The organism is Marinobacter sp. es.048 (genome assembly GCF_900188435.1).
Taxonomy (GTDB): domain Bacteria; phylum Pseudomonadota; class Gammaproteobacteria; order Pseudomonadales; family Oleiphilaceae; genus Marinobacter.
This window is the reverse complement of sequence record NZ_FYFA01000001.1, coordinates 274041-296069: the sequence shown is the minus strand read 5'-3', so window position 1 is coordinate 296069 and position 22029 is coordinate 274041. Positions and strand designations below refer to the sequence as shown.

The window sequence follows — 22029 nt, the reverse complement described above, 5'->3', positions numbered from 1 at the left end:
TCCCCATCTGTATATGACATTAAGGAAACGCCGGAGACTGATATCCGAGCCTCAGGGGAAAGGCGGTGTCAGTGGTTCGGTGCCCTGGATATCCGCTTCAGGATGATGTTTTTTGACCAACGCCTCGATTTCGTGAACCCGGGTGCGTTTGACATCAACCAGCACCAGGACTCCGCCCGCATTGATCTGCTTGTCGAATCTTTCCAGCCGTGAATTTGGAAGCCCCACGCCCACCATGCTCGACATCAGGCCACCAACACCGGCACCGGCGGCAGTGATAAATAACACGGCGCCGCCACCAATGATTAAACCAGTGGCTGGCAGCGCCATCGCGACCAATCCACACACCAGGCCGGTAGCGGCGCCCAGGGTAAGGCCTTTCTCAATTGCCGGGACAAAATCACTCTTTTGCATCAAGTTGGCTTCTGGAAGTTCTTCCATCGGAGTGCCTTCTTTGGCTACAACATGGATGTGGTGCTCCTCCACGTGTGAGACCAACAGTTCTTCCACAAGCCCATGAGTTGTCGTAATGTCTGGCATCAGAAAATATAAACGGCGCATGTTTGGCTCCCTCCAATTTGTTTTTAGCAGTACCAATGTACCGGTTTAACCATAAAGTTCGACATTTGCCGCTCTAATGGGCGCTCCCGGCCTATGATAAGAGCATAGGAGGAAGTGCCACGAGCAGCCAAGGTTGCTCTCCAGAATTCAAGAACAGTTTCGAAAAAGTGCAACTTCAATACGGGCATTAGAAAAATGATGACAGCGAGAACCGTTTTTAGGTCGAATTTATACAGCTGACCGGGCAGCTTCTGAACCGGCCCATTCCAGTAATAAGGTCCGTCATATCGGAAGCGGTGCCAGCCGAATCTCCCCCCGCAGCCGGTCGACGGTTTTCTTTTCGAACAGCTCGGTTCCTGGCTGCATGACCGTCGCTGCACTGCACGCCATGCCCTCCCGCAACGCATCCTGATCCGACGCGCCCTGTGCGAGCATGGCCACCATGCCGGCCACCATGGAGTCACCGGCCCCAACGGTGGAGATTGCCGGCACCGAAGGGACTTCTGCCTTCAAGACCCGCGAGGGCGTCACCAGCAACGCACCCTCGGCTCCGAGGGAGACGCAGACCCAGTGGACGCCCCGCGCCTGCAAAAGGCGTGCTTCCCGAATGATATCCCGCTGGTTTTGCAACGACCGCCCGACCAGGGTTTCCAGCTCGTAGCGGTTGGGCTTGATCAGAAAGGGTTGGGCGTCGATTGCGTGCTGCAGGAGCTCGTCATGAGAGTCGACCACCGCACGACCTCCGGCGGCATTCACTCGACGCACTGCATCGGCATAGAGGTTCTGCGGCAGGCTTTTTCGTAACGAGCCGGTGATCACGCCGAGCCCTTTACCACAATGGGTCACGAACCGGTCGAGCAACTGTTGCCATTCTGAAGTCGACACGAAAGGGCCGACACCACTGACCTCGAACTGGGCACCAGTAGCAGTCTCAAGAATGGTGCCATTTATCCGGGTTTCGCCATCCACCTCCAGATAACTGGCCTGGTCCAGCTGCTCATCCAGTTGGTGGCGAAGGAAGCGGCCGATTTCGCCGGCGACAACGCAGAAAGTGCACGCTTGCACCCCGAGTCGCCTGAGACCGCGCCCGACATTGATTCCATTGCCACCCGGGTCATACCGGGAGTCCGCGGCGTGGACCTTCTGATCGGGAATCAGCCGTGGGATCTGATAGGTGATATCAACAGCCGGATTCAGGCTTAAGACGGAAATGTGCAATTGGGAGGAAGCGTCGACCATCAGGTGCTCCTGGTTGGCACCGATCCCAGGGCGCCAGTAATCGGGAGGATAATGACATCATAAAACCGGTGAAGTCCGTTGGCCAACGGAGCGCGCCCGGGAACACCGTCGACTATGCTGTAAAACGTTCCAATCGCATGGAAACCTGTATGAGCGGGTCAGAAAAGGAAGGTCTGGGTTACTGGGAAGTCCTGTCAATCTGGGTTGCAGCCATGCTTTCAACCTGGGCTTTTTTATTTTGATTCATCCGATACCGGGTGGTTTTGCAGATGCTAAGTTCAGCGTTAAAAGACATGGTTGAATGGTCCCAGGCAAATGACCAGTAGCTCGTCGAGACTCAGTTATGCAGTGCGAATGCCCGTGTTGGCAAAATACATGGGGCTACTTGCATTAATGCTGGCTCTGCTGACGTTCGCCCCTCTGGGCGTTGCGGTGATTGTTCAGGATTTTCACATTGCTTGGCGTTACCTCGTTGTTATTGCCGCACTGCTAATTTTCTGGGGCGCGTCACGGTCCATTGCTGAGCCCTGGCACATACAGACAAATGAAGCGCTGACAGTTGTTGCTTTGGCCTTTGTGCTCTCCCCGCTATTGATGACCTTCCCTTTCATGGGGAGTGGTTTGAGTTTTTACGATGCCTTGTTTGAGGCTATCTCCGCTATCACAACCACGGGCCTTTCAGTCACGACTGATCTCGCGGACAAGCCACAGACATTTCTGTTCGCCCGCTCATGGATGCAGTGGTACGGCGGCCTGGGAATCGTGGTGCTTTCTGTTGCGTTGTTAATGGGTAGCCAGATTGCCAGTCGTAGTCTGAGTGAACCCCTTGGAGGTGAAACCCTGGCAACAACGACGCGCACCCATGCCCGTCAGACGCTGATGATCTATAGCGTCCTCACCCTGACAGGCATCCTGGTGGTCTGGTTGATATCTGGTAATGGCGTGATGGCCCTCAACCATGTGTTATCGGCGGTATCAACCGGTGGTTTCTCTTCATTCGATAACAGTCTTGCAGCCATTGATAACTGGTATACCCGGTTCACTATTATTGGCCTGGGTTTGTGCGGTGCTTTGCCTTTATCACTGTATGCCGTCGTCTTTTCAAAAAACTGGCGTGCCGGTATTCGTGATAGGGAGCTTCTTGCTCTGCCAGTGGCGATTTTACTGGTGACCCTTCTTTTGTTTCTTTCCCTGCATTTTTACTCAGGAATGAATCCGCAGGATGCTGCCGGCCATGCGCTATTTCTTGCCATGTCCTCCCAATCCACAACCGGATTCACGACGGTTGATATAAACTTGCTCGATGACAGTGCCAAAATGAGCATGATTTTTTCGATGTTGATCGGTGGTGGTGTCGGGTCGACGGCAGGTGGCATAAAGCTGTTACGTGTTCTGATTTTGCTTCGGTTGATTCAGGTAGTGTTACAGCGCACAACCATGCCGTCACAGGCTGTGCACTACCCCAAACTGGATGGGAAGGTCCTGGAAGATACCGTCATACAGCGCGCTCTCATTCTTATCCTGTTATTTATTGGCGTGGTGGCAATTTCGTGGTTCGTCTTTTTGATGCACGGCTACCCTCCAATGAATGCGCTGTTTGAGGTTGTTTCAGCAACTGCCACGGTGGGATTAAGCACCGGCATTACCGCAGCCGATCTGCCCGTTTTACTCAAACTGGTTCTGTGTCTGGACATGCTGTTTGGGCGACTCGAAATCGTTGCATTGCTGGTCGTTCTGTATCCTGCGAACTGGGTCGGAAAACGAAAGGAATTATCATGAAAGCGATCCTTGTAGGTGCGGGTTCTACCGCAATAATGACGGCGAAATTCCTGCTCGAGCACAATCATGATGTGATTGTCATTGAGGTCGACAAGGAAAGGATTGATGAGCTGAGCCATGATCTTGACTGTGGCTTCTTACTTGGCGATGGCAGCAAACCGTCACTGCTGCGAGAAACGAATCCGGAAGAAGGGGACGTGCTCTACTGTCTTACCGGTCATGACCAGACAAACATCATTGCCAGCCTGGTTGGTCGCTCCTTAGGTTTCAAAAAGGTTGTCACCAAGATTCAAGACCCGACTTATGAACATATCTGCATCGAACTCGGGCTTGAGGCCACGATTGTTCCGTCACGTACCATTGGTCGGCACCTGGCAGAGCTTTTCGAGGGCCGTGACTCGTTTGAGTTGTCTACCATGTTGCGGTACGACACCTCAGTCTTTTCATTTGTGGCCAGGGAAAAACAGGTCGGCGGAATTGCCGATCTGACATTACCCAAGTCCAGTCGCATCATGTGTATCTATCGAAAGGGAAAGCTGATCATTCCGGAAGACAATGCACGGATTGAACTTGATGATGAGGTGATTATTATTACCCATCGGAAAAACCTCGAAGCATTGCATGAACAGCTGGATTCAGTCGGTCACTATCAATCATCCGATTCTGGCTGAATCCGGAACCCCACAATAGGGTTATATAGTCACTCAAATCCCCAACAAGGCCATCACAATGACCATTGAGCGTATTTCCACCAACAGCCGAATGAGCAAGATCGTAAAACACAACGGCACCGCTTATCTTTGCGGTCAGGTTGCCAAGGACCGTAACGCCGACATTCATACCCAGGTAACCGGGATGCTGGAGAAAGTGGACGAGCTACTCGAGACTGCCGGCTCCAGCCACGACAGGATCCTCTCGGCAACCATCTACCTGGCGGATATGGCAGATTTCAAGGCCCTGAACGAGGTGTGGGACAACTGGGTGCCTGAAGGTACGGCGCCGGCCCGGGCCTGCGTTCAGGCTCAGATGGCGTCGCCGGAGTTGCTGGTGGAAATCTCGGTGATTGCCGCAACGTCCTGAGGGCAATTGGAAAGACCTGGCGATTCGGCGGGCTGTGCGCAGTCGGCCGTCTATTTCTGGTATGGGCAGGAGCACACCATGGCGTCCCCACTCGTAACCACCGGCTGGTTGCAGGAAAACCTCGATAACGAACGGTTGGTTCTGATCGACGCGAGTATGGCCACTGTTATTGGTAAAGAGCCGATCGTTTATGATCACCCGGTGTGGATACCGGGGAGTCTCCAGATTGATCTGGAGGGAACGCTCTGCGATACGGGATCTTCCCAGCTCCATGCGTTTCCCACCGAGGAGCAGTTCACGCAGGAAGTTCGCAGGCTGGGCATTGCGCCTGAGAGCCTGGTTGTGCTCTACGATAACCAGGGTGTCTATTCGGCCCCCCGGGCCTGGTGGATTCTGCGGTCGATGGGGCTTGAGCAGGTTTTCGTACTGGATGGTGGTCTGCCCCAGTGGTTAGCGGAGGGGCGCGAGACGGTTTCGGCACCGGTTCAGGGCGCGGCCTCCCCCGGCAGCATGGCGGGCCGTCTGGGCCGCGACCGGATCCGGGATTCCGCCTACGTTTCAAAGAATTTGGAAGACGAGCAAGTTTCCGTGATTGATGCGAGGTCCCGGGCCCGGTTCTTGGCCCAGGCCCCGGAACCTCGTCCGGGCGTGCGCGGTGGCCACATCCCTAATTCCCTCAACCTTCCGTTTACTGAGGTACTGGACGGTTACCGGTTCAAGCCGGCCAGTGAGCTGGAAGCAAGGTTCAAGCAGCTTGCTCCAAACCTTCAACCGGGAAACGGACATCAACTGGTCTTTTCCTGCGGTTCCGGCATCACCGCCTGCATTATTCTGCTGGCGGCGGAGCTCGCGGGATATGACCAGCTGTCTCTGTACGACGGTTCCTGGGCGGACTGGGGCAGCGACGAGTCGCTGCCGGTGGCTTAAGACTGAAGCCGGGCTTTCAACGCGATGACGGACCATCAGGCCATGCGCTTCATGATCCGGTCTCCGAGTACGTACTGGTGTGCCAAAGCAGCCGCCACGTGTACGCCAATCATCACCCACAACACGTTGGCCAGAACTTCGTGGACGTCTTCGCCGCTATCTTCCAGCCATTCCACTTCCCGGCCGTAACCAAAGACTGTCCAGCCAAAAAAGGTAACGGGATCGCCTTCTCCAAGAGACGTGGCCAGCCCTGAAAGCGGCATCAGAATCATCAGCGCGTAAAGCGTTATGTGCCCCAGTTTCGCCATGGTGGCCCAGTGCGCGGGCGACGACAGGCGCGAGCGGTTCAGCCCTCGCCAGAGGCCACGAAAGATCACCAGGCCGAAAATGGTCAGGCCCAGGCTCTGGTGCCAGGCCATAAGGGAGGCATCCGAGAAGGTGTGTTCCAGACCTTCAAACCAGACTTCGCTGGCAAGCATTACCAGCAGCAGAACTGCCATTATCCAGTGCACAGCCCGGGAAACGGCACCATAGCGGTTGTCAGCGTCCATCAATGTCATCGTGATTCTCCTTGATCAACTGATGGCGGGGCACCTGAACAGGCCCCCGCGCTGGCTGGTGCTAATCAGTCCCGGCGGCCGCCGCGAACCGGGGCGCCGTACTGGTTGAATTCCTGCTCCCGGATCAGGTTCTGATTGGCATCCCGCAGCTGTACCCGGTAGGTGCCATCCGGGGTCTCGTCAACGGACACCTTCACGCCCGGGCCAAAGCGCCTGAGTGCCTGGCCATAGGCCATGATTCGCATCTCATCGGTGCTGTACTGCTTTAGGTTGGCGCCCTTGTGCTTGCCGTCACGGCGATTCTCATAGCGATCCTCGTAGCGATCGTCGTCCCAGTAATCGTCATCGGCTGATACCAGCAGGGGCGTGGCAGCGAGTAAAGCGGCGACGGAGAGGGCAGCAATGGTGGTGGTTTTCTTCATGGTTGAACTCCTTGGTTGGTGAAACCCATGACGGAATGTCATCGTTGGTCGGAAGTTATTCCACCAAGGAAACGTCGCAGAATTGTCTCGGTGATACGCCGACTTTGTCGCAACTTGTCGCAAGGCCGGGAATTGCGACGGTTTTTGACAAGATCGCGCCCAAGCGGGAAGTCGACTCCCCTATAATCAGGGCAGATGGTAATTCAACGGAGTAACGAGTGAGCGACTCTCCCACAATCCTGGTGGTCGATGACCATCGAGACATCCGCGACCTGGTCGGTCGCTATCTGCAGGAGCATGGCTTGCGCGTGCTGCTTGCGGATGGCGGCGAGGCGCTGAAGCGGCAATTGCGACAGCATTCTGTTGACCTGGTCGTTCTGGACATCATGATGCCCGGTGATGATGGCCTCACCCTCTGCCGTTACCTTCGTGAGCATACTGAATTGCCAGTGATCCTGCTGACCGCCATGAGCGAGGAAACCGATCGCATCGTCGGCCTGGAAATGGGCGCCGACGATTACCTCACCAAACCCTTTAACCCCCGGGAGTTGTTGGCCCGCATAAAAGCGGTTCTGCGTCGTACCACAGCGCTGCCTCCCCAACGCAGCCCCATGGCCGGCCAGTGCCTGACGTTTGAGGGCTGGTCGCTGGACGTCGACCGCCATCAACTCATTGACCCGGAGGGTGTTGAGGTCTCTTTGAGTACCGCCGAGTACAAGCTGTTGCTCGCGTTCCTGGAGCACGCCGGCCGAGTGTTGTCCCGTGATCAACTGATGGATCTGACGCTGGGCAGGGAGGCGGATGCCTTCGACCGCAGCATTGACAACCATGTCAGCCGACTGCGCCGCAAGATCGACCCGGATGCCCGCAGCCCAAGGCTGATCAAGACCATCTGGGGCGGTGGTTACCAGTGGATTGCGGCGGTCGAAGGAGCTGAACAATGAGGCTGTGGCCCCGGCGCGCCGGTGGGCAGCTGGCGCTGTTGCTGATTCTGGTGCTGCTGGTGGCCCAGATTATCACCATTGTTATTCTCGCCGGCGAACGTCAGGGGGCTTTGCGCAGTGCCAGCCTGGAGCACGTGCTTCAGCGAGTGGCCGATGGCTACACATTGGCCGATACCACGGATCCTGAGCGGCAGGAGCGTATCCTTCGGGCACTTTCCAGCCCGACCCTGCGGCTTTCCATCGATCCCTCGCCGTATTTGCCCGATGACCTGGCCCCCGGCATGACCCGCCGGCTGGCCGGGGAACTGGACCTGTCGAGGGAGCAAGTGCGAGCGGCCATGGAGTCTGATGAAGACGATTGCCTGCCGGGTCGGGAGTCGGACCACGATGACCATCGGGACCGCGAGCGGCACGACGATGAGGATGATGAGCATCACGAGTACGAGGAGCACGGTGACAATGACGAACACCGGGAGGACCGGCACGAATGCCCACCGGTCCTCGGTGTTTCCCTGGCCTTGTCGTCCGGCCAGTGGTTCAACGCCAGGGCCCGGCCACCCGCGCCGTCCTGGCTGTGGTTGAAGGCGACACTCACCAGCGTGGGGATTACCGCTGTGCTGCTCACGCTGACCCTGTTGCTGGCGGTCCGTCGAATCCTTCGGCCAATGAACGAGTTAAGCATTGCAGCTCACGCGTTCGGGCGGGGTGAGAAAGTCCGGATTCCGGAAAAGGGGCCTGAGGATGTTCGTGAGGTTACCCGCGCCTTCAACCAGATGCAGGACCAGGTTGGTCGCGCCCAGGAAGATCGGGCAAGGCTGCTGGCGGCGCTCGCCCACGACCTCAGAACCCCCATCACTTCCATGCGTTTGCGGGTAGAAATGCTGCAGGAAGGTGAGGACAGGGATCGTCTTCTCGATTCCCTCCGGGAAATGCAGCATCTGGCCGAAGCCACCCTCGATTTCATCCGGGGCAGCACCAGCGAACAGCACCGTCGCTATGACTTAGGCACCCTGCTGGACAGCCTGTGTGGCGATCTCCAGGAAATGGGGCTGGCGGTGCACTGTGATGACAGCCCGAGATGTGTACTCCAGGGACAGCCCGAAGCCGTCAAGCGTGCCCTGCGCAACCTGATTGAGAACGCGGTGAATTATGGTGAGCAGGCGGAGGTAACACTGACAACCACAGACGCAGAAGCGGTTGTCACAATCGTTGACCAGGGACCGGGTATTCCTGAAGCCGAGCGGGAACGGGTTTTCGAACCTTTCTACCGGTTGGAGCACTCACGCAGTCGGGAAACGGGTGGCGCGGGCCTGGGCCTGGCTATCGCCCGCACGCTGATTCGGGGTATGGGTGGCGAAGTCCGGCTGAGTGCAGGCCCGGGAGATCAGGGCCTGCAGGTCTCGGTGACCCTGCCCAAAACCAGGTAGGGCCTGTCAGAACAGCACTTCTGCACGGGCAAATCCCAGGGCGTCGAGTGCCTCGACGGTCGAATCCAGGTTTGCGTAGCTGCAGACATGATCGTCGTCAGAGATCAGGAAAAAGGTTTTTCCTTCAATGTCTTTAAAGAGTATGACCCATTCGTGCGCATTTGAGGGGGATCGTACGATTTTCACGGAATCAACGCGGTTTTCTTCCCGACGGGCTTTAATTTCATGCTCTTTCATCGTTTATTCTTCTCTTAATGCCTTGTCAGCTCAATCTTGCCAACTGCCGGGCTCAGGCGTGGTAAACCATTTGCCCTTGTCTGGTGGTGCGCAGCCGGGGCTCATTTGTTCATCAGTCAATAAAAGGTAATTGTCCCGGTGGGCTGTACCCAAGTGAATAGCGCCTTCCTGGGTGAAACAGGATAACTCAATCTGATCGGCAACAAGGAGATAGCTGTTGGCGGTTTCCTTCATCCATAGCCAGGCATTTCGGTTCTCCTGTTCCCGGCCGGTGAAGAAGCTGAAATGGGTGAAATCGCGCTTTGAAAACAGCAGGAACTGTTCCCGGAAGTCGATCATGCCGAGCTGCCCGCCGGGCGGGATATGCTGTTCTGCGGCTGCCAGAACGTTGCGAGGAGTTCGAAGCGGCTCAAGAATTCGATAGCCCCAGGTGCCCAGCAGCAGCCAGGTGATCATCATGGCCAGGAACAGACGCCCCAGCGCACGGGAGCGCCAGAACCCGAACAGGGTGATCAGCCAGGCCAGTCCTATGACGAAGACGAACGTCCCCGCCTCGTGCAGTTTGGCCGGGTCGGTGCTGTAGTCGGCCACTTTTTCAACCAGCCTGGGGTGGTCGTTCCAGGCCAGGACGCCAACCGCCATCAACGCGATACCGAGCAGGAACTGCACGCCTGTCAGGAGCGGCGGAAACCAGCCAGCCGGCTTCTGGCTGCTGAGCAGCGGGGCGAGAATCAGCGCCAGCATGGGCAATGCTGGCAACAGGTAAACACCGCGCTTGCCGGGGCTGAGGCTGAAAAACACGATGACCAGGGCAATCCAGCCCAGAAGTACAGGAATAATCGGCCGGTACCGGGCAGTTTCAGACAGGGGCCGGATCAAGGCCAGCAGCAACAGCGGAAGAGGAAACCAGAGCGAGGGAATTACGCTGGTGAGGTAATAGTACCAGGGCTGGATATGGCCCCATGAGTCGGCATAGCGCTCGCCGGTCTGCTTGAACAGGATATTGTTCCGATAGGCCAGGGCCTCTTCGGTGCCGAGATTGTTAACGTAAAGCACCATGGGAATCAGCCAGGCGGCAACCACTGCCAGCATGGCCAGCGGGCCCAGTGCGCAGCGCCAGGTGAGCGTGCCACGGAACAGTGCGCGATCGCGAAGCTTCATGATCACGATCGGAATGAGCATCAGCGCCGGCAGGAAGCCAACCCCTTTGGTGATGATCCCGAGCCCCATAAACGCCCAGCCAACGAAGTACCAGCCCCAGGCGGGCCCGGTGAAAAAGTGTCGGATCAGGCCGTAGCAGGCAACCGCAATCCAGCAGGCGACCATGGCGTCGATCTGGGCTTTCTGGGCCTGGATCACGAACTGGGGCGCAAGCATCAGCAACATTACTGCGATGGCACCGGTCCGCTGGTTCCACAGGCGGGTGCCCAGATCAAAGAACAGTCCCAATGTCAGCAGGCTACACAGCGCATTGGGCAGCAGGAATGCAATCTTCAGGTTGCCGGTCAGCCAGTAAAAGAAGGCAATACTCCACATGAACACCGGTGGCTTGTCCGGGTAGAACTCACCACCCCGCATGGGGATCAGCCATTGCCCGGAGGCGACCATTTCGCGGGCCACTTCCGCGAACCGCGGTTCGTCGGCAGGCCAGGGGGAACGTAGTCCGATCCCGGTAAAAATCACGACTGCGGCAAAGGCCAACAGTAACAGCAGGAGTTGATTGCGGGACAGGTTAAACACGGTGTCCGGCAGGTGGCGGACGAAGGGTGATGCAGGCATGGTTCGGTCTCAGAGAGAGTCGGAAACGGAATTGGCCAGTGTCCTGGCCCTCTGGTTGTGATAGAGAAAAGCACCAATCAGCGAGGCGAGAATGAAAAAGCCGATGCTCACGGCAAGCTGATAGGCGTTGGCATTGCCGATACCGGCGCCGGCCAGGGCAAACACCAGCATCTGGGGCAGGTAGCCCAGGGTGCTGCCGAACAGGAACGGTGAGAAGCGGATCCCGGAGCAGCCTGCCACCAGGTTGGTGATCAGGTTACTGCCCACGGGCAGCAAGCGGACCATGAGGACTTTCCATAGCGTCCGCTCCCGGAACAGGCGATCAAACTGCTGCATCCGGTGGCTGAACCGCCGGCTCAACGGCGTTCGCAACAGCCAGCGGGCGGTCAGGAAGCAGCCGGTGGCACCAATAGCGGCCGCCAGGGTCGACAGCAGCGTCCCGTTGAGCCCGCCCAGTGAAAAACCCAGCACGAAGGCGAGCAACTGGCGCGGAGCGCCAAGGCCGGTAAACAACGCACCGGCGAGAGTAATTACCACTAATCCACTGACACCATGGCTATGAAGATAGTTCGCCACTTCGTTCTGGTTGGCTATAAAGTCGAGCCAGCCGTTGTGAACGGTCAGATAGCCAACCAGAACCAGAGTGGCGAAGGCCAGCCAGCGGAATCCGTTGATCATGTCAGGAGCGCTCCGCCACCGACGCCTGTGGGTCGGCCTGACCAGCACTGCTGACAACAGGAACCCGGGTGCGGTGCAGTAACCAGAGCACGCCGAGCAGGTCCAGGATGCCGGCCCAGGTGCGGTTCCAGGCGTTGTATTTGGATGCGCCGGCGTTGCGTGGGCGGTGGTTGACCTCGACGATGGCGATGTCACCGCCGATTCCGCGTACCAGCGCCGGGATGAAACGGTGTCCGTGGTCGAACCAGGGCAGTTTGAGAAAGGTGTCCCGGGGAAACAGCTTGAGACCGCAGCCGGTATCGGGCACGCCATCATGAAGCAGCGCATCCCGCACGTGATTGGCAAGGCGTGACTGGAAGCGTTTCCAGACGGTGTCCTTGCGATTCTTGCGATAGCCGGCAATACAGAAATCCGGGTTTCGCATGGTGTTGGCTTTCTGCAGCATGGCGGGAATGTCGGCCGGGTCGTTCTGGCCATCGCCATCCATGGTGACGATCAGCCTGCCCCGGGCTTGCCGGATACCCGATGCCAAGGCACCGCTTTGACCAATGCTGCGCTCATGGCGAACGGTTAACAACCGGCCACCGAGGGCCCGGGCTGTTCGCACCGCGGTGTCCAGCGTCCTGTCGGTGCTGCCATCATCCACCAGCACCATCTCAAAGCCGTGATAGTCACGCATGACCCCATAAGCCTCAGTGAGCAGGGTAACGATGTTGGCTTCTTCATCCTTGGCTGGGATAACCAGCGACAGAGTTCTTTCCTGACCCATGTAAAGACATCCTCGAAAACGGAATATCGACCGGGCCGTCTGACGGCCCTGTTCAATTGGGCCGGAGTATCCTCCTCAAACCTTAAAACAACCTTAAACCTGCTTGAGAGCAGAGATGTCGCGGGCCGGGAGCCAGATGCTGACGCATAACCCCGAGTTGCCATCCGGCCGGTCGCCCAGGGTGAGTTGGCCACCGTGGAGTTCCGCGATGCGCCGGGCGATGGCAAGCCCGAGACCGGCCCCGCCACCGAGCCGCTGGTCCAGTCGGACAAAACGGCTCAAGGCCCGTTCGCGCTCCTCGGCGGGTATACCCGGGCCCTGGTCGCACACGGTGATGTGGTACCCCTCTCCGGAAGGCGTCAGGTATGTCTCTATGGTGGTGTGTTCAGGGCTGTACTGAATGGCGTTCGCCAACAGGGAGCGCATGAGGGTGTTGATCAGGACGCTGTGGCAGGAAACCAGAGCCTGACCGGCATCGTCCTGAAGAACTGGGTCGATGTCTTTTTTCAGGGCCAGCGGTGCCACATCGGCAATGCTCTGTTCCACGATGGCAGACAGGTTGTGGTATTCCGGCGTGAAATCTGCACCGGAATCGACGCGGTTGAGCAGCAGCATCTGTTCAACCAGGTGCACCATCCGATCCACCGACTGGATCAGGTCGCCGTATTGTTCCGGGTCGTTCTCGTAGACTTTTTCCAGGTTCAGCCGCAGGGCGGTCAGCGGTGTCCGCAGTTCATGGGCGGCATCGGCAGAGAACCGCCTTTCCCGTTCCAGGGCCTGGTTGAGGCGTCTGAGCAGGCCGTTCACCGCCTGCACCAGGCCGGCGACCTCCCTGGGCGCCTGACGGTCGTCCAGGGGGTGTATGTTTTCCGGGGCCATGTTGCGTACAGGTTTTTCAAGCTTCCTCAATGGCTGGAAGCCCACCTGGATGGACACGAGCACCGCAAGAGCGAGCACGGGAAGCACGATCAGGAAAGGCAATACGTTGCCCAGGGCAATTTCCTGGCTGAGTTCGTCCCTCACATCCTCGCGCTGGGCGGTGCGGATCCAGAAGCCGGTTGCCGGATCTTCAAGGGTAAAGGTTCGCCATTGATATCCAGCCACTTCCTGCCAGCCAAAGCCACGTTCCAGACCCCGGGAATCGTTGGCACGGAGGGTATCCAGGATCGGCTCCCGGTCGGGCGACCAGACCTCAAAGGCCAGCTTCCGCTCGTATTTGTGGCCGGCGCCGCCGGGCAGGATTTCATTCTCCTCCTCGTCTCCCTGGTACACGCTGTCTGGCAGCTGGAGGGTCTTTTCCAGGGTATGGGAGATCTGTTCCATCGACTGTGTGGAAGAAAGGTGCTCAACCAGGCCCTGGACGATCCGGGTGCTCTGGGCCAGCTCCGCATCGAAAAGCTCCTCCAGTTGATGGTCGCTGACGTAGAAGCCCCACCCGGCGGCAATCAGGGTAATGAAAAATACCGTGCTGGTGATCAGAAGGATCAGTTTTCGGGTCAGGCTCATTCGGAAGACGCCTCTGCCGCGGCTTTGCTGTCCAGCATGTAGCCAACGCCACGGACGGTGCGGATGGTCTGTTTGCCAACGCGCCGGCGCAGATGATGGACATGCACCTCAAGGGCATTGCTTTCTGCGCCCTGTTCCCAGCCATACAGCTGTTCTTCCAGCCGACGGCGGGTCGCCACCTGGTCCGGGTGGCGCATCAGGTAGTGCAGAATCTGGAATTCGCTGCGCGGGAGGGCCACCGTTTCGCTCCCCAGTCTGAGCTGGCCTGAATCCGGATCCAGCGTCAGTCTGCCCACCTGCAAACCGCCTGTCCGGACACTTGCGCCGCGCCGCGTAACGGCCCGGATTCGGGCTCTCAGTTCCGCCATGGCAAAGGGTTTGGTCAGGTAGTCGTCGGCGCCTGCATTCAGGCCTTGCAGTTTTTCGTCCAGTTCTCCGCGAGCTGTGAGGATGATGACCGGCGTCTCAATACCCTGTTTGCGAACCTTTTTCACAATATCCAGCCCGTCCACCCGGGGCAGCGTCAGGTCCAGAATGGCCAGATCGAAGCTGTCGTTCAGGAGTGCATTGAGCGCCTGCTGGCCATCATCCAGCCAGTCAACGGTGTTCTGTTCGTCGCGCAACATACCGAGCATGGTGTTGGCCAGCAGATGATCGTCTTCAATCAGCAATATTCGCATACAGCAGGAGTCCGGTTGGTTTTCAGCTAAGCGGGTGATCGTTCGATGCATTGTAATCGATACCGCCGTTTTTGCTTTTCCCCTGGAAGCTGTGTGCGGTATTTCCAGACGACGGCTCCAGCAGGAAAAGGCGGAAACGCCGGTTTTCCCGGATTGGTCTGGTGACGTCCTCAAGGCGCCTGAGCATTGCGGTGTTGCCTTTTTCTACGGCCAGCGCCATGGGTTCTTGCAGGCTGCCTGATGCAAGTTGATCGATAACAGCGTCCGGCTCAATGGCGTGGGCCTCGCCACGGCTGTAAAAGCGCGCGGAGAAGGGGGCCTTGCCCAGGTAAAACAGATTGTTGGCAGTCATGCCGGGGAGTTGATCGACCGTGGCCACCAGATCCCGCTCGGTTTTCAGTCGCTCCGGGTGCAAGGTAAGCCAGCCTGCAGCGGCGATACCTATCATGGGGATGGTCAGCACGGCGGCAAGGCTTGAGGCCGGCATTGGCCGGAAAAGCTTCCTCGGCCAGAGGCTTGAAGCAAGCACGGCAAGAAACGGCAAACCGGGCAGTACGTAGGTCCAGAGAATGTTGCCGGAGAGGGTAAAAAAGATCGCCGGGCTCAGTGCGGACGTCAGAACCAGTCTGCCTACGCCTTTTTCAACCGGCTGCCACTGCTGTTGTGCCGGTTGGTGGCGCCAGCGGGTTACTCCGAAGGCCGCAATCGCGATCAGGCCCCAGGGGAAACTGGCGGCCACCAGGTAAAGCCAGATGGTGCCCCGGGTAAACTCGTGTGCGTTGCCATACAGATCGCCCTGCCAGCTGCTGACCAGGAATCGTTTGATGTGCTCCCCCACAATGAAGTAATCGAGAAATCCGGGTGTCTTGAGCTCGGCGAGGACATACCAGGGAGCCGCAATTGCCACCATCAACAGTAAACCGCGGAGCCAGGGCAGTTGCTGCCACAGGGCCAGCCAGCGTCGGGTCGAGGCCACCCAGAGAAAAACCGGCAGCCCGGTGAGAACCAGAATCAGCGGGCCCTTGGCGAGCAGGCCGATGGCAAGGCCGATGAAGAAGAGCCAGCCCCACAGCATCGGGCCACCCTGAAGGCGAACCACAAGACTGGTCAGCACCAACGTTGAACCGAGGGCAAGGAACGAATCGGTCATCACCGTGCCCGCGGACAGAAAACCGAGGGCTGTAGTGGCGTATATGAGTGCCGCCCATAGACCGGCTATTCTGGCGGCTTCGCTGTTGCGTTCAGGGTGCAGGTAACGACGCAGGGTGAAGACGAGATAGACAATGGCGACATTGGCCAGCCAGGAAGGCAGCCTGCCCGCGAATTCAGACACGCCCAGCAATTTGAATGACAGTGCCTGCGTCCAGAAGGACAATGGGGGCTTGCCCCAGAACGGCACCCCGTAGTCGAACCAGGGGGTTATCCAGTCGCCGGTTTGCGCCATGATGCGGGCTATTTCTGCATAGCGAGGCTCTGTGGTGTCTGCCAGCGGCAGGATCGCCGCCAGTCCAAGCCGCGCGGCAAGCACCGCAACCAGAAGCCAGAGCAGTGTATTAATGTTTCTGGTCATTTCCGGCGACTCGCAGTTGGGTGAGGCTCGGCTGGGTAATATCGTCGCTGTCTTCCGCAACGATAAAAACCGGACGCTGTTTGGTTTCCATGTAAATTCGACCGACATATTCCCCCAAAAGGCCGACACATAGCAGCTGAACCCCGGAGAGGAACGTGATCATGGCAATCATGGAGGCGTAACCCGGTGTGGATATCCCGAAAACCAGTGCCCGGATAACTTCCCAGCTGCCAAAAAGGCCTCCGGCGCCTGCGGCAAGCAGGCCGAGAATCAGTGCAAGACGCAGCGGACGGGTGGAGAAAGAGGTGATGCCTTCCATAGCGAGGTGCGTGAGTTTCAGATAGTTCCACTTGGTCTTGCCAGCCAGGCGTGGGTCACGATCAAATTCGAGAGTCACCGTTGGCATACCCACCCACGCGAACATGCCCTTCAGGTAGCGGTTGCGCTCGGGTAACCGGTTGAGGGCATCCACGGTGCGCCGGCTCATCAGACGGAAATCTCCGGTGTCGACAGGTATCGATGCATCACTTATGTGGTTGATCAGCCGATAGAAAATGCTGGCAGTGGTGCGTTTGAGCCAGCTCTCACCAGACCGGGAGCGGCGCTTCATCAGTACCACGTCCGCACCCTTTTGCCACGCCTCAACCATCCTCGGGATCAACTCCGGGGGATCCTGTAGATCGGCATCCATCAGGACCACGGCATCGCCACGCGCACTCTCAAGGCCCGCGGTAACTGCAGCTTCCTTACCAAAGTTCCGGGAGAGCTGAACGACCCGGACTCCGGGGTAGCGGTCCCTGGCCCGAAGTAGCTGGGCAACAGAGTTGTCCCGACTGCCATCGTCCACGAACAGAAGTTCTACGCAGCCCTCGATTTTCCGGCATACCAGGTCCAGCCGTGTCAGGAGGGTGGGAATGACGTCGGCCTCGTTATGAACCGGGATAACGATGCTCAGCACCGGGTTACTGACTGTTGATTGTCGGTTCTTCATGGAAAACAAACCTCCGTGCGAAGAAATAGTTGGCAAAGGCAACCAGGCCGGTCGTGATCATTTGCGAGGGGGCGGTGCTGAGGCCTGCAACCAGGAGTAACGAAAAGCCCATGAGATTGAGAGTCCAGCCCAATGCAGCCCCGGTGAGGTATCGCGGGAAGGCAACTCTGTGGGGCAGGCCGGAGCAAAACGCGTAGCGATGCTGACCGACGTAATTTGTCAGCAACCCAACCGTAGCGCCTGTGGCGGTTGCGAGAACGGCGGTCAGTCCCCAACCGATCAGTACCAGCATGGTCAGCCAATGGAGCAGGGTGGCAGCGCCACCGGCCAGCAGGAATCGTGGCAATCTGCCCCAGCCGGTTGACCGCAATATCGGGACTCTCATACAGCCTCACTTCAGAACCCGGGCGTTATCGGAAGAATCCGAATGATGGCCGGCACCTTACGTGGCCATTCTTAAGTAAGCCTTAACCGTGCCGTCTGAAAAACCTTAAGGCCGCCTTAAGATTTCTCCTCGCCCTCCTTAAGCCTGGTTTAAGGCTTTGCTCCTAATCTGGCAGTCGTGATCAAAGCGCCCACAGGGAGCGAAACTGGAGAGCCCATATGACAGACCCGCTGATGATGTCCACATGTTGTCCTCCGGATTCCGGGGAGGTGGTTCCGGTCATCCGTTGTGCCGGTCGCTGGTTTAACGAGATCCATCCCGGGACGGCCATGGCCGAGACAGTCGCGGATTTTATCCGTCGGCGCTTCCTGCACGCCTATGGCGCCGAGCCCTCTCTTCGCATACCGGCATTGCTTGCCCTGACTACGGCTCAAGGCAGTCTTCTGGCAGCGGTCGGTGTTCGTAACGCCGCGCTGGAAAAGCTGTTTCTGGAAGATTATCTGTCGGTGCCGGTGGAATCGGTGATGCCGGTTGCGGGCATCGAGCGACATCGGATCGCCGAGATTGCCCATCTGGCGGGCGTTGAAGCCGGCGTCAGCCGTTTTCTGTTTGCATCGTTGTCGGTGTGGCTGGATGGGGCCGGCTATGACTGGGTGGTTTGCACTGGCACAGACCAACTGCGCAACAGTTTTCACCGCCTGGGCATTGCCACTCAGGTTCTGGCAACGGCCGATCCCACCCGGTTGCCTGATGGCGGTGCCGGTTGGGGGCGTTATTACGACCATCATCCGGTGGTGATGGCCATCCGTGTCGCCGATGGCATGTCGGCACTCCGGAGCGCCGGTTTGCTCAGGTTGATTCTGCCCGTGGAGTCCGAAACCCCCGAGGAAAAAGCGATGGCAGGAGGTTCCTATGGCCACATTGCCTGAACTTCTGCAACGCCAGGCGGTTGACCATCCCTCACACACGGCGCTGCAGGGGCCCGAGTCGGCCTTCACTTATGCCCAGATGATGCAGGCGGCCGAGGCTCTCGCCGACCAGTTGACCCGCCTTGGTGTGCGCCGGGCTGGTTTGTGTGGCGACAACGCCGTGGCCTGGATTCTTGCGGATCTGGCCTGTTTGCTTGCCGGCGTGGTGTGTGTGCCCGTGCCTGTGTTTTTTTCACGGACCCAGACGGAACATCTGACTGAACGCGCTGGCCTCGACTGTCTCCTGTCAGGGGGCGCAAGCGATGGCGGTGAGCACATCGGCCATGGTGTCTGGCTAAGGCATCTGCCGGTGACGGCTGCAGGCGCCTGGATGCCTGAGCAGACCGCAAAAATAACCTTTACGTCCGGCAGTACAGGCAACCCAAAGGGCGTCTGCCTGTCGGTGGCTCAGATGACGGCCACCACGCTGGCGTTGCAGGAGCGTCTTGAGGGCGTCGACCTTGAGCGGCACCTGTGCATCCTGCCATTGGCCACACTGCTGGAGAACATTGCCGGGGTTTATCTGCCATTGCTTATGGGCAGTACGGTGATGGTCGCCCCTCTGCAGGATCTCGGCATGACCGGAAGCAGTGGGCTGGACATCGGCCGGCTGGTGCAGGGCATCAACAAACACCAGCCGCAGTCCCTGATTCTGGTGCCGGAACTGGCTATGGCGCTGGTGTCTGCGGCCGAACAGCAACATCTGTACAGTGATTTTTTCCGGTTTCTGGCGGTTGGTGGCGGATGGGTCTCGTCCGATCTGCTTGCCAGGGGCCGCGCGGCCGGTCTGCCACTTTACGAGGGCTACGGGCTTTCCGAGTGCAGTTCCGTGGTCGCATTGAACGTGCCCGGAACCGAACGCGAAGGTGCGGTGGGTAAACCGCTCTCCCATGTTCGGGTACGGGTGGACGACCGCGGACAAATTCTGGTGGCCGGCAACACCCACCTGGGTTACCTGGGTGATGAGCCGGCAGGGTATGAGTGGCTGGATACCGGTGACCTGGGTGCCAAGGATGCCGAGGGTTTCCTGTCGGTGAGTGGTCGCGCGAAGAATCTTCTGATTACCAGCTTCGGTCGCAACATCAGCCCGGAATGGCTGGAGAGTGAACTCATCCAGGCGATCGGTGCCCGCCAGGCGGTGGTGTTTGGTGATGGCGATCCCCGCCCTTCCGCCCTCGTGGTTGTCCAGGATGGCCGTTCACCGGACGTGTTGCGCTCGCAGCTGGACGCTCTGAACAACAATTTGCCGGACTACGCCCAATTGTCCGGGGTCTATATCCGCCGTCAGCCATTGAGCCAGGCTGAAGGTTACCTGACTGCGAACGGACGGCCTGTTCGCCAACAGATTCAGGCGGATCTGCCAACGCTGCTGGCCGGCGCATTTCCGATTTTCATGAACCTTTCGATTTCCAATTCTGAACTTTCAAACCCGCCAGGAGGATCTTTCATGGCATTTTTCGATCGACTGCAGTCCGAAACTGCACAAGCCCGCGCCCACGTAACCGGTGCGCCTGTCATTGAGGCCATCCGCGAGGGCCGGTTCGACCTGAATGGCTATACCTGGTTTCTCACCCAGGCGTATCACCACGTGAAACACACCGTACCCCTGATGATGGCCTGCGGTGGTCGCTTGCCCGAGCGTCTGGAATTTGTGCGCAAGGCGCTGGTGGAATACATCGAGGAAGAATACGGCCACCATGAGTGGATCCTCAACGATCTTGCGGCCTGCGGAGAAGACAAGGAAGCCATCCGTCATGGCAGCCCGGATACCTCCATCGAGCTCATGGTCGCCTATCTCTATGACCGTATTAACCGCGGTAACCCGGCTGCGTTTTTCGGCATGGTTCAGGTGCTTGAAGGCACGTCGATTGAGTTGGCGACTCCGCTCGGTGAAGCCATCCAGAAGCAGCTAGGTCTGCCGGGTGAGGCTTTCAGCTATCTGTACTCCCATGGTGCTCTGGACCAGGAGCATTTCGAATTTTTCCGGAACCTGATGAACGAGATCACCGATCCGGACGACCAGCAGGCCATTATCGAGGCGGCCCGCATGGTCTACCGCCTCTACGGCGATATGCTGCACAGCATCCCCGTGCCCGAGAATCGCAAGGAGCGGCGCCATGAGGCTGCATGATCGGGTGTTCCTGCTTCTGGGGGGCACCGGCGGTATAGGAAAGGCGCTCGTGGAGCCGTTGGTCAGGGCAGGTGCTCGGGTGATTATCGCTTCCCGGCACCCGGAAAAGCTCGAACATCGGGAAGGTGTCTCGCTCGTGCATCTGGATCTGGCGGCGCCGGACCTCGACCAGCAGCTGGTTCGCCTCAGTGACGCCTATCCAGGCATTGATGGTGTGATCCACTGTGCCGGCCAGAACTGTTTTGCCAGCCTGGGAGATATGGCAGTCAGCGAGCTGGATGCCCAGATCGCCGTCAATCTCCGGTCAGCGATGATTGTGGCCAGGCATTTTTCACCAAGGTTTGAAAAAGCCCGCCAGGGAGCGCTGGTGTTCGTGGGGTCCACCTTCGGCAGCATCGGTTTCCCCGGTTACACCGCCTATTGCGCCAGCAAGTTCGGTCTGCGCGGCTTCAGCGAAGCGCTGCGCAGGGAACTGGCCGATACCCCGGTCCAGGTGATCTATGTGGCCCCCCGTGCCACTGCCACGGACATGAACCCGGAGGCCGTGAACGAGCTGAACCGGGCACTCGGCAATGCCATGGACGCGCCTGAAGCGGTGGCGTCGCAGATTCTTGTGGCGATGGAAAACGACGACCGCCGGCGTTTCCTGGGCTGGCCCGAGAGGTTGTTCGTGGTTATCAACGGCATCCTGCCCAGAATTGTCGACAAGGCGATGCTGAAGCAATTGCCGGTCATCCGGCGATTCCTGAATCCGGGAGTGTTGTCATGAAACGAGTGTTATTGATGGTCCTGTGTCTGACTGCCCAGCCCCTCTGGGCGGCTCCTCTGGAGACCGAGCTGGTCGACATCCAGCATCGCTGGGCCGAGATCCAGTATCAGGTGCCGGAGGGCGAACAGGAGAAAGCTTTTGAAGGACTGGCCCGCGAGGCAGAACAGTTTGTCGCCCACTATCCGAACCGGGCAGAGCCGCTGATCTGGCAGGGTATCGTGCTGAGCACCTACGCCGGCGCCAAGGGCGGTCTGGGTGCCCTTGGACTGGTCAAGGAAGCCCGCAAGTCACTGGAGGCGGCCATGGCCATTGATCCGGATGCGCTGGATGGCTCGGCCTACACCTCCCTGGGCAGCCTCTATTATCAGGTCCCTGGCTGGCCTTTGGGCTTCGGTGATGACGACAAGGCCCGGCAGTATCTGCAGAAAGCACTGGCCATCAATCCTGATGGCATGGATGCCAATTTCTTCTTTGGCGATTTTCTGCTGGACCAGGGTGAGCCGGAACGGGCTCGGAGCTATCTGAAGAATGTCCTCGAGGCACCGGGCAGGGCAGGCCGGGACGTCGCTGATGCCGGTCGGCGGGCAGAAGCCAGGGGTCGCCTGAAAGCCCTCTGACACTGCGATG

General features: G+C 58.6%; 23 protein-coding genes. 10 read left to right on the top strand and 13 right to left on the bottom strand.

All coding sequences use genetic code 11. The features are described from left to right. Positions 1-51: 51 nt before the first annotated feature. Both CFT65_RS01425 and CFT65_RS01420 read right to left on the bottom strand, forming a co-directional pair. Positions 52-561, bottom strand: coding sequence for a DUF1269 domain-containing protein (locus CFT65_RS01425; RefSeq protein ID WP_088826276.1), 510 nt, complete (start codon positions 559-561; stop codon positions 52-54). 282 nt (positions 562-843) lie between these two features. Beyond that, on the bottom strand, positions 844-1800 hold the full coding sequence (locus CFT65_RS01420) for a 1-phosphofructokinase family hexose kinase (protein WP_088826275.1): 957 nt from the start codon (positions 1798-1800) through the stop codon (positions 844-846). A 354-nt stretch (positions 1801-2154) separates the two neighbouring features. Between CFT65_RS01420 and CFT65_RS01415 the strand changes: the two genes are divergently transcribed. The 4 genes from CFT65_RS01415 to CFT65_RS01400 all read left to right on the top strand — a co-directional run bounded on the left by CFT65_RS01415 (position 2155) and on the right by CFT65_RS01400 (position 5586). Beyond that, positions 2155-3579 carry a TrkH family potassium uptake protein gene (locus CFT65_RS01415; protein WP_216360401.1) on the top strand — a complete coding sequence of 475 codons (1425 nt, stop codon included), beginning with the start codon at positions 2155-2157 and terminating at the stop codon, positions 3577-3579. After that, positions 3576-4250 (top strand): potassium channel family protein, encoded by a 675-nt coding sequence (locus CFT65_RS01410; protein ID WP_088826273.1) that lies wholly within the window; start codon positions 3576-3578, stop codon positions 4248-4250. Before CFT65_RS01415 ends, CFT65_RS01410 begins: the two co-directional genes overlap by 4 nt. Positions 4251-4308: 58 nt before the next feature. Beyond that, the gene (locus CFT65_RS01405) at positions 4309-4659 is read left to right on the top strand and encodes a RidA family protein (protein WP_088826272.1); all 351 of its coding nucleotides are present in this window, start codon (positions 4309-4311) and stop codon (positions 4657-4659) included. 78 nt (positions 4660-4737) lie between these two features. Continuing rightward, a complete protein-coding gene (locus tag CFT65_RS01400) occupies positions 4738-5586 on the top strand; it encodes a sulfurtransferase (RefSeq protein ID WP_088826271.1) in 849 nt (282 codons plus the stop codon). 35 nt (positions 5587-5621) lie between these two features. On the opposite strand, the gene CFT65_RS01395 is transcribed toward CFT65_RS01400, so the two are convergent. Further along, on the bottom strand, positions 5622-6146 hold the full coding sequence (locus CFT65_RS01395; RefSeq protein ID WP_088826270.1) for a cytochrome b: 525 nt from the start codon (positions 6144-6146) through the stop codon (positions 5622-5624). Positions 6147-6211: 65 nt separating this feature from the next. Beyond that, on the bottom strand, positions 6212-6568 hold the full coding sequence (locus tag CFT65_RS01390; RefSeq protein ID WP_088826269.1) for a hypothetical protein: 357 nt from the start codon (positions 6566-6568) through the stop codon (positions 6212-6214). A gap of 218 nt (positions 6569-6786) precedes the next feature. Here CFT65_RS01390 and CFT65_RS01385 point away from each other — a divergent pair, with 218 nt between their 5' ends. Both CFT65_RS01385 and CFT65_RS01380 read left to right on the top strand, forming a co-directional pair. After that, the gene (locus CFT65_RS01385) at positions 6787-7512 is read left to right on the top strand and encodes a response regulator (protein ID WP_088826268.1); all 726 of its coding nucleotides are present in this window, start codon (positions 6787-6789) and stop codon (positions 7510-7512) included. Continuing rightward, positions 7509-8939 (top strand): sensor histidine kinase, encoded by a 1431-nt coding sequence (locus CFT65_RS01380; protein ID WP_088826267.1) that lies wholly within the window; start codon positions 7509-7511, stop codon positions 8937-8939. The genes CFT65_RS01385 and CFT65_RS01380 overlap by 4 nt, the downstream gene beginning before the upstream one ends. A gap of 6 nt (positions 8940-8945) precedes the next feature. Here the strand turns inward: CFT65_RS01380 and CFT65_RS01375 are convergent, their stop codons facing one another. From CFT65_RS01375 to CFT65_RS01335, 9 genes are all read right to left on the bottom strand, one after another. Continuing rightward, positions 8946-9176, bottom strand: coding sequence for a hypothetical protein (locus CFT65_RS01375; RefSeq protein ID WP_088826266.1), 231 nt, complete (start codon positions 9174-9176; stop codon positions 8946-8948). A gap of 30 nt (positions 9177-9206) precedes the next feature. Beyond that, positions 9207-10955: an ArnT family glycosyltransferase gene (locus tag CFT65_RS01370; RefSeq protein ID WP_088826265.1), complete on the bottom strand. Its 1749-nt coding sequence runs from the start codon at positions 10953-10955 to the stop codon at positions 9207-9209. A 9-nt stretch (positions 10956-10964) separates the two neighbouring features. After that, positions 10965-11633: a TVP38/TMEM64 family protein gene (locus CFT65_RS01365; RefSeq protein ID WP_088826264.1), complete on the bottom strand. Its 669-nt coding sequence runs from the start codon at positions 11631-11633 to the stop codon at positions 10965-10967. A 1-nt stretch (position 11634) separates the two neighbouring features. Next, entirely contained in the window at positions 11635-12402 is a 768-nt protein-coding gene (locus tag CFT65_RS01360) for a glycosyltransferase family 2 protein (protein ID WP_088826263.1), read from the bottom strand. 93 nt (positions 12403-12495) lie between these two features. Beyond that, positions 12496-13908 (bottom strand): ATP-binding protein, encoded by a 1413-nt coding sequence (locus CFT65_RS01355; protein ID WP_088826262.1) that lies wholly within the window; start codon positions 13906-13908, stop codon positions 12496-12498. Then, the gene (locus CFT65_RS01350; protein ID WP_088826261.1) at positions 13905-14588 is read right to left on the bottom strand and encodes a response regulator transcription factor; all 684 of its coding nucleotides are present in this window, start codon (positions 14586-14588) and stop codon (positions 13905-13907) included. Before CFT65_RS01350 ends, CFT65_RS01355 begins: the two co-directional genes overlap by 4 nt. 22 nt (positions 14589-14610) lie before the next feature. Next, positions 14611-16158: an ArnT family glycosyltransferase gene (locus tag CFT65_RS01345; protein WP_088826260.1), complete on the bottom strand. Its 1548-nt coding sequence runs from the start codon at positions 16156-16158 to the stop codon at positions 14611-14613. Then, positions 16142-17149 carry a glycosyltransferase family 2 protein gene (locus tag CFT65_RS01340; protein WP_088826259.1) on the bottom strand — a complete coding sequence of 336 codons (1008 nt, stop codon included), beginning with the start codon at positions 17147-17149 and terminating at the stop codon, positions 16142-16144. Before CFT65_RS01340 ends, CFT65_RS01345 begins: the two co-directional genes overlap by 17 nt. After that, positions 17121-17534 (bottom strand): GtrA family protein, encoded by a 414-nt coding sequence (locus CFT65_RS01335; protein WP_088826258.1) that lies wholly within the window; start codon positions 17532-17534, stop codon positions 17121-17123. The genes CFT65_RS01340 and CFT65_RS01335 overlap by 29 nt, the downstream gene beginning before the upstream one ends. Positions 17535-17752: 218 nt before the next feature. Here CFT65_RS01335 and CFT65_RS01330 point away from each other — a divergent pair, with 218 nt between their 5' ends. From CFT65_RS01330 to CFT65_RS01315, 4 genes are read left to right on the top strand one after another with little or no spacing between them, the layout of a single operon-like run. Then, positions 17753-18463 (top strand): thermostable hemolysin, encoded by a 711-nt coding sequence (locus CFT65_RS01330; protein ID WP_172408403.1) that lies wholly within the window; start codon positions 17753-17755, stop codon positions 18461-18463. Next, positions 18447-20633, top strand: coding sequence for an AMP-binding protein (locus tag CFT65_RS01325; RefSeq protein ID WP_088826257.1), 2187 nt, complete (start codon positions 18447-18449; stop codon positions 20631-20633). Before CFT65_RS01330 ends, CFT65_RS01325 begins: the two co-directional genes overlap by 17 nt. Then, positions 20620-21402, top strand: a complete 783-nt coding sequence (locus tag CFT65_RS01320) for an SDR family oxidoreductase (protein ID WP_088826256.1) — start codon at positions 20620-20622, stop codon at positions 21400-21402. Before CFT65_RS01325 ends, CFT65_RS01320 begins: the two co-directional genes overlap by 14 nt. Further along, positions 21399-22019, top strand: a complete 621-nt coding sequence (locus CFT65_RS01315) for a tetratricopeptide repeat protein (RefSeq protein ID WP_088826255.1) — start codon at positions 21399-21401, stop codon at positions 22017-22019. The genes CFT65_RS01320 and CFT65_RS01315 overlap by 4 nt, the downstream gene beginning before the upstream one ends. Positions 22020-22029 lie beyond the last annotated feature (10 nt).

Bases quoted from the DNA above. Each gene is read 5' to 3' on its own strand.
- CFT65_RS01425 (WP_088826276.1), bottom strand. From the start codon at position 561: ATGCGCCGTTTATATTTTCTGATGCCAGACATTACGACAACTCATGGG.
- CFT65_RS01420 (WP_088826275.1), bottom strand. From the start codon at position 1,800: ATGGTCGACGCTTCCTCCCAATTGCACATTTCCGTCTTAAGCCTGAAT.
- CFT65_RS01415 (WP_216360401.1), top strand. From the start codon at position 2,155: ATGCCCGTGTTGGCAAAATACATGGGGCTACTTGCATTAATGCTGGCT.
- CFT65_RS01410 (WP_088826273.1), top strand. From the start codon at position 3,576: ATGAAAGCGATCCTTGTAGGTGCGGGTTCTACCGCAATAATGACGGCG.
- CFT65_RS01405 (WP_088826272.1), top strand. From the start codon at position 4,309: ATGACCATTGAGCGTATTTCCACCAACAGCCGAATGAGCAAGATCGTA.
- CFT65_RS01400 (WP_088826271.1), top strand. From the start codon at position 4,738: ATGGCGTCCCCACTCGTAACCACCGGCTGGTTGCAGGAAAACCTCGAT.
- CFT65_RS01395 (WP_088826270.1), bottom strand. From the start codon at position 6,146: ATGACATTGATGGACGCTGACAACCGCTATGGTGCCGTTTCCCGGGCT.
- CFT65_RS01390 (WP_088826269.1), bottom strand. From the start codon at position 6,568: ATGAAGAAAACCACCACCATTGCTGCCCTCTCCGTCGCCGCTTTACTC.
- CFT65_RS01380 (WP_088826267.1), top strand. From the start codon at position 7,509: ATGAGGCTGTGGCCCCGGCGCGCCGGTGGGCAGCTGGCGCTGTTGCTG.
- CFT65_RS01375 (WP_088826266.1), bottom strand. From the start codon at position 9,176: ATGAAAGAGCATGAAATTAAAGCCCGTCGGGAAGAAAACCGCGTTGAT.
- CFT65_RS01370 (WP_088826265.1), bottom strand. From the start codon at position 10,955: ATGCCTGCATCACCCTTCGTCCGCCACCTGCCGGACACCGTGTTTAAC.
- CFT65_RS01365 (WP_088826264.1), bottom strand. From the start codon at position 11,633: ATGATCAACGGATTCCGCTGGCTGGCCTTCGCCACTCTGGTTCTGGTT.
- CFT65_RS01360 (WP_088826263.1), bottom strand. From the start codon at position 12,402: ATGGGTCAGGAAAGAACTCTGTCGCTGGTTATCCCAGCCAAGGATGAA.
- CFT65_RS01355 (WP_088826262.1), bottom strand. From the start codon at position 13,908: ATGAGCCTGACCCGAAAACTGATCCTTCTGATCACCAGCACGGTATTT.
- CFT65_RS01350 (WP_088826261.1), bottom strand. From the start codon at position 14,588: ATGCGAATATTGCTGATTGAAGACGATCATCTGCTGGCCAACACCATG.
- CFT65_RS01345 (WP_088826260.1), bottom strand. From the start codon at position 16,158: ATGACCAGAAACATTAATACACTGCTCTGGCTTCTGGTTGCGGTGCTT.
- CFT65_RS01340 (WP_088826259.1), bottom strand. From the start codon at position 17,149: ATGAAGAACCGACAATCAACAGTCAGTAACCCGGTGCTGAGCATCGTT.
- CFT65_RS01335 (WP_088826258.1), bottom strand. From the start codon at position 17,534: ATGAGAGTCCCGATATTGCGGTCAACCGGCTGGGGCAGATTGCCACGA.
- CFT65_RS01330 (WP_172408403.1), top strand. From the start codon at position 17,753: ATGACAGACCCGCTGATGATGTCCACATGTTGTCCTCCGGATTCCGGG.
- CFT65_RS01325 (WP_088826257.1), top strand. From the start codon at position 18,447: ATGGCCACATTGCCTGAACTTCTGCAACGCCAGGCGGTTGACCATCCC.
- CFT65_RS01320 (WP_088826256.1), top strand. From the start codon at position 20,620: ATGAGGCTGCATGATCGGGTGTTCCTGCTTCTGGGGGGCACCGGCGGT.
- CFT65_RS01315 (WP_088826255.1), top strand. From the start codon at position 21,399: ATGAAACGAGTGTTATTGATGGTCCTGTGTCTGACTGCCCAGCCCCTC.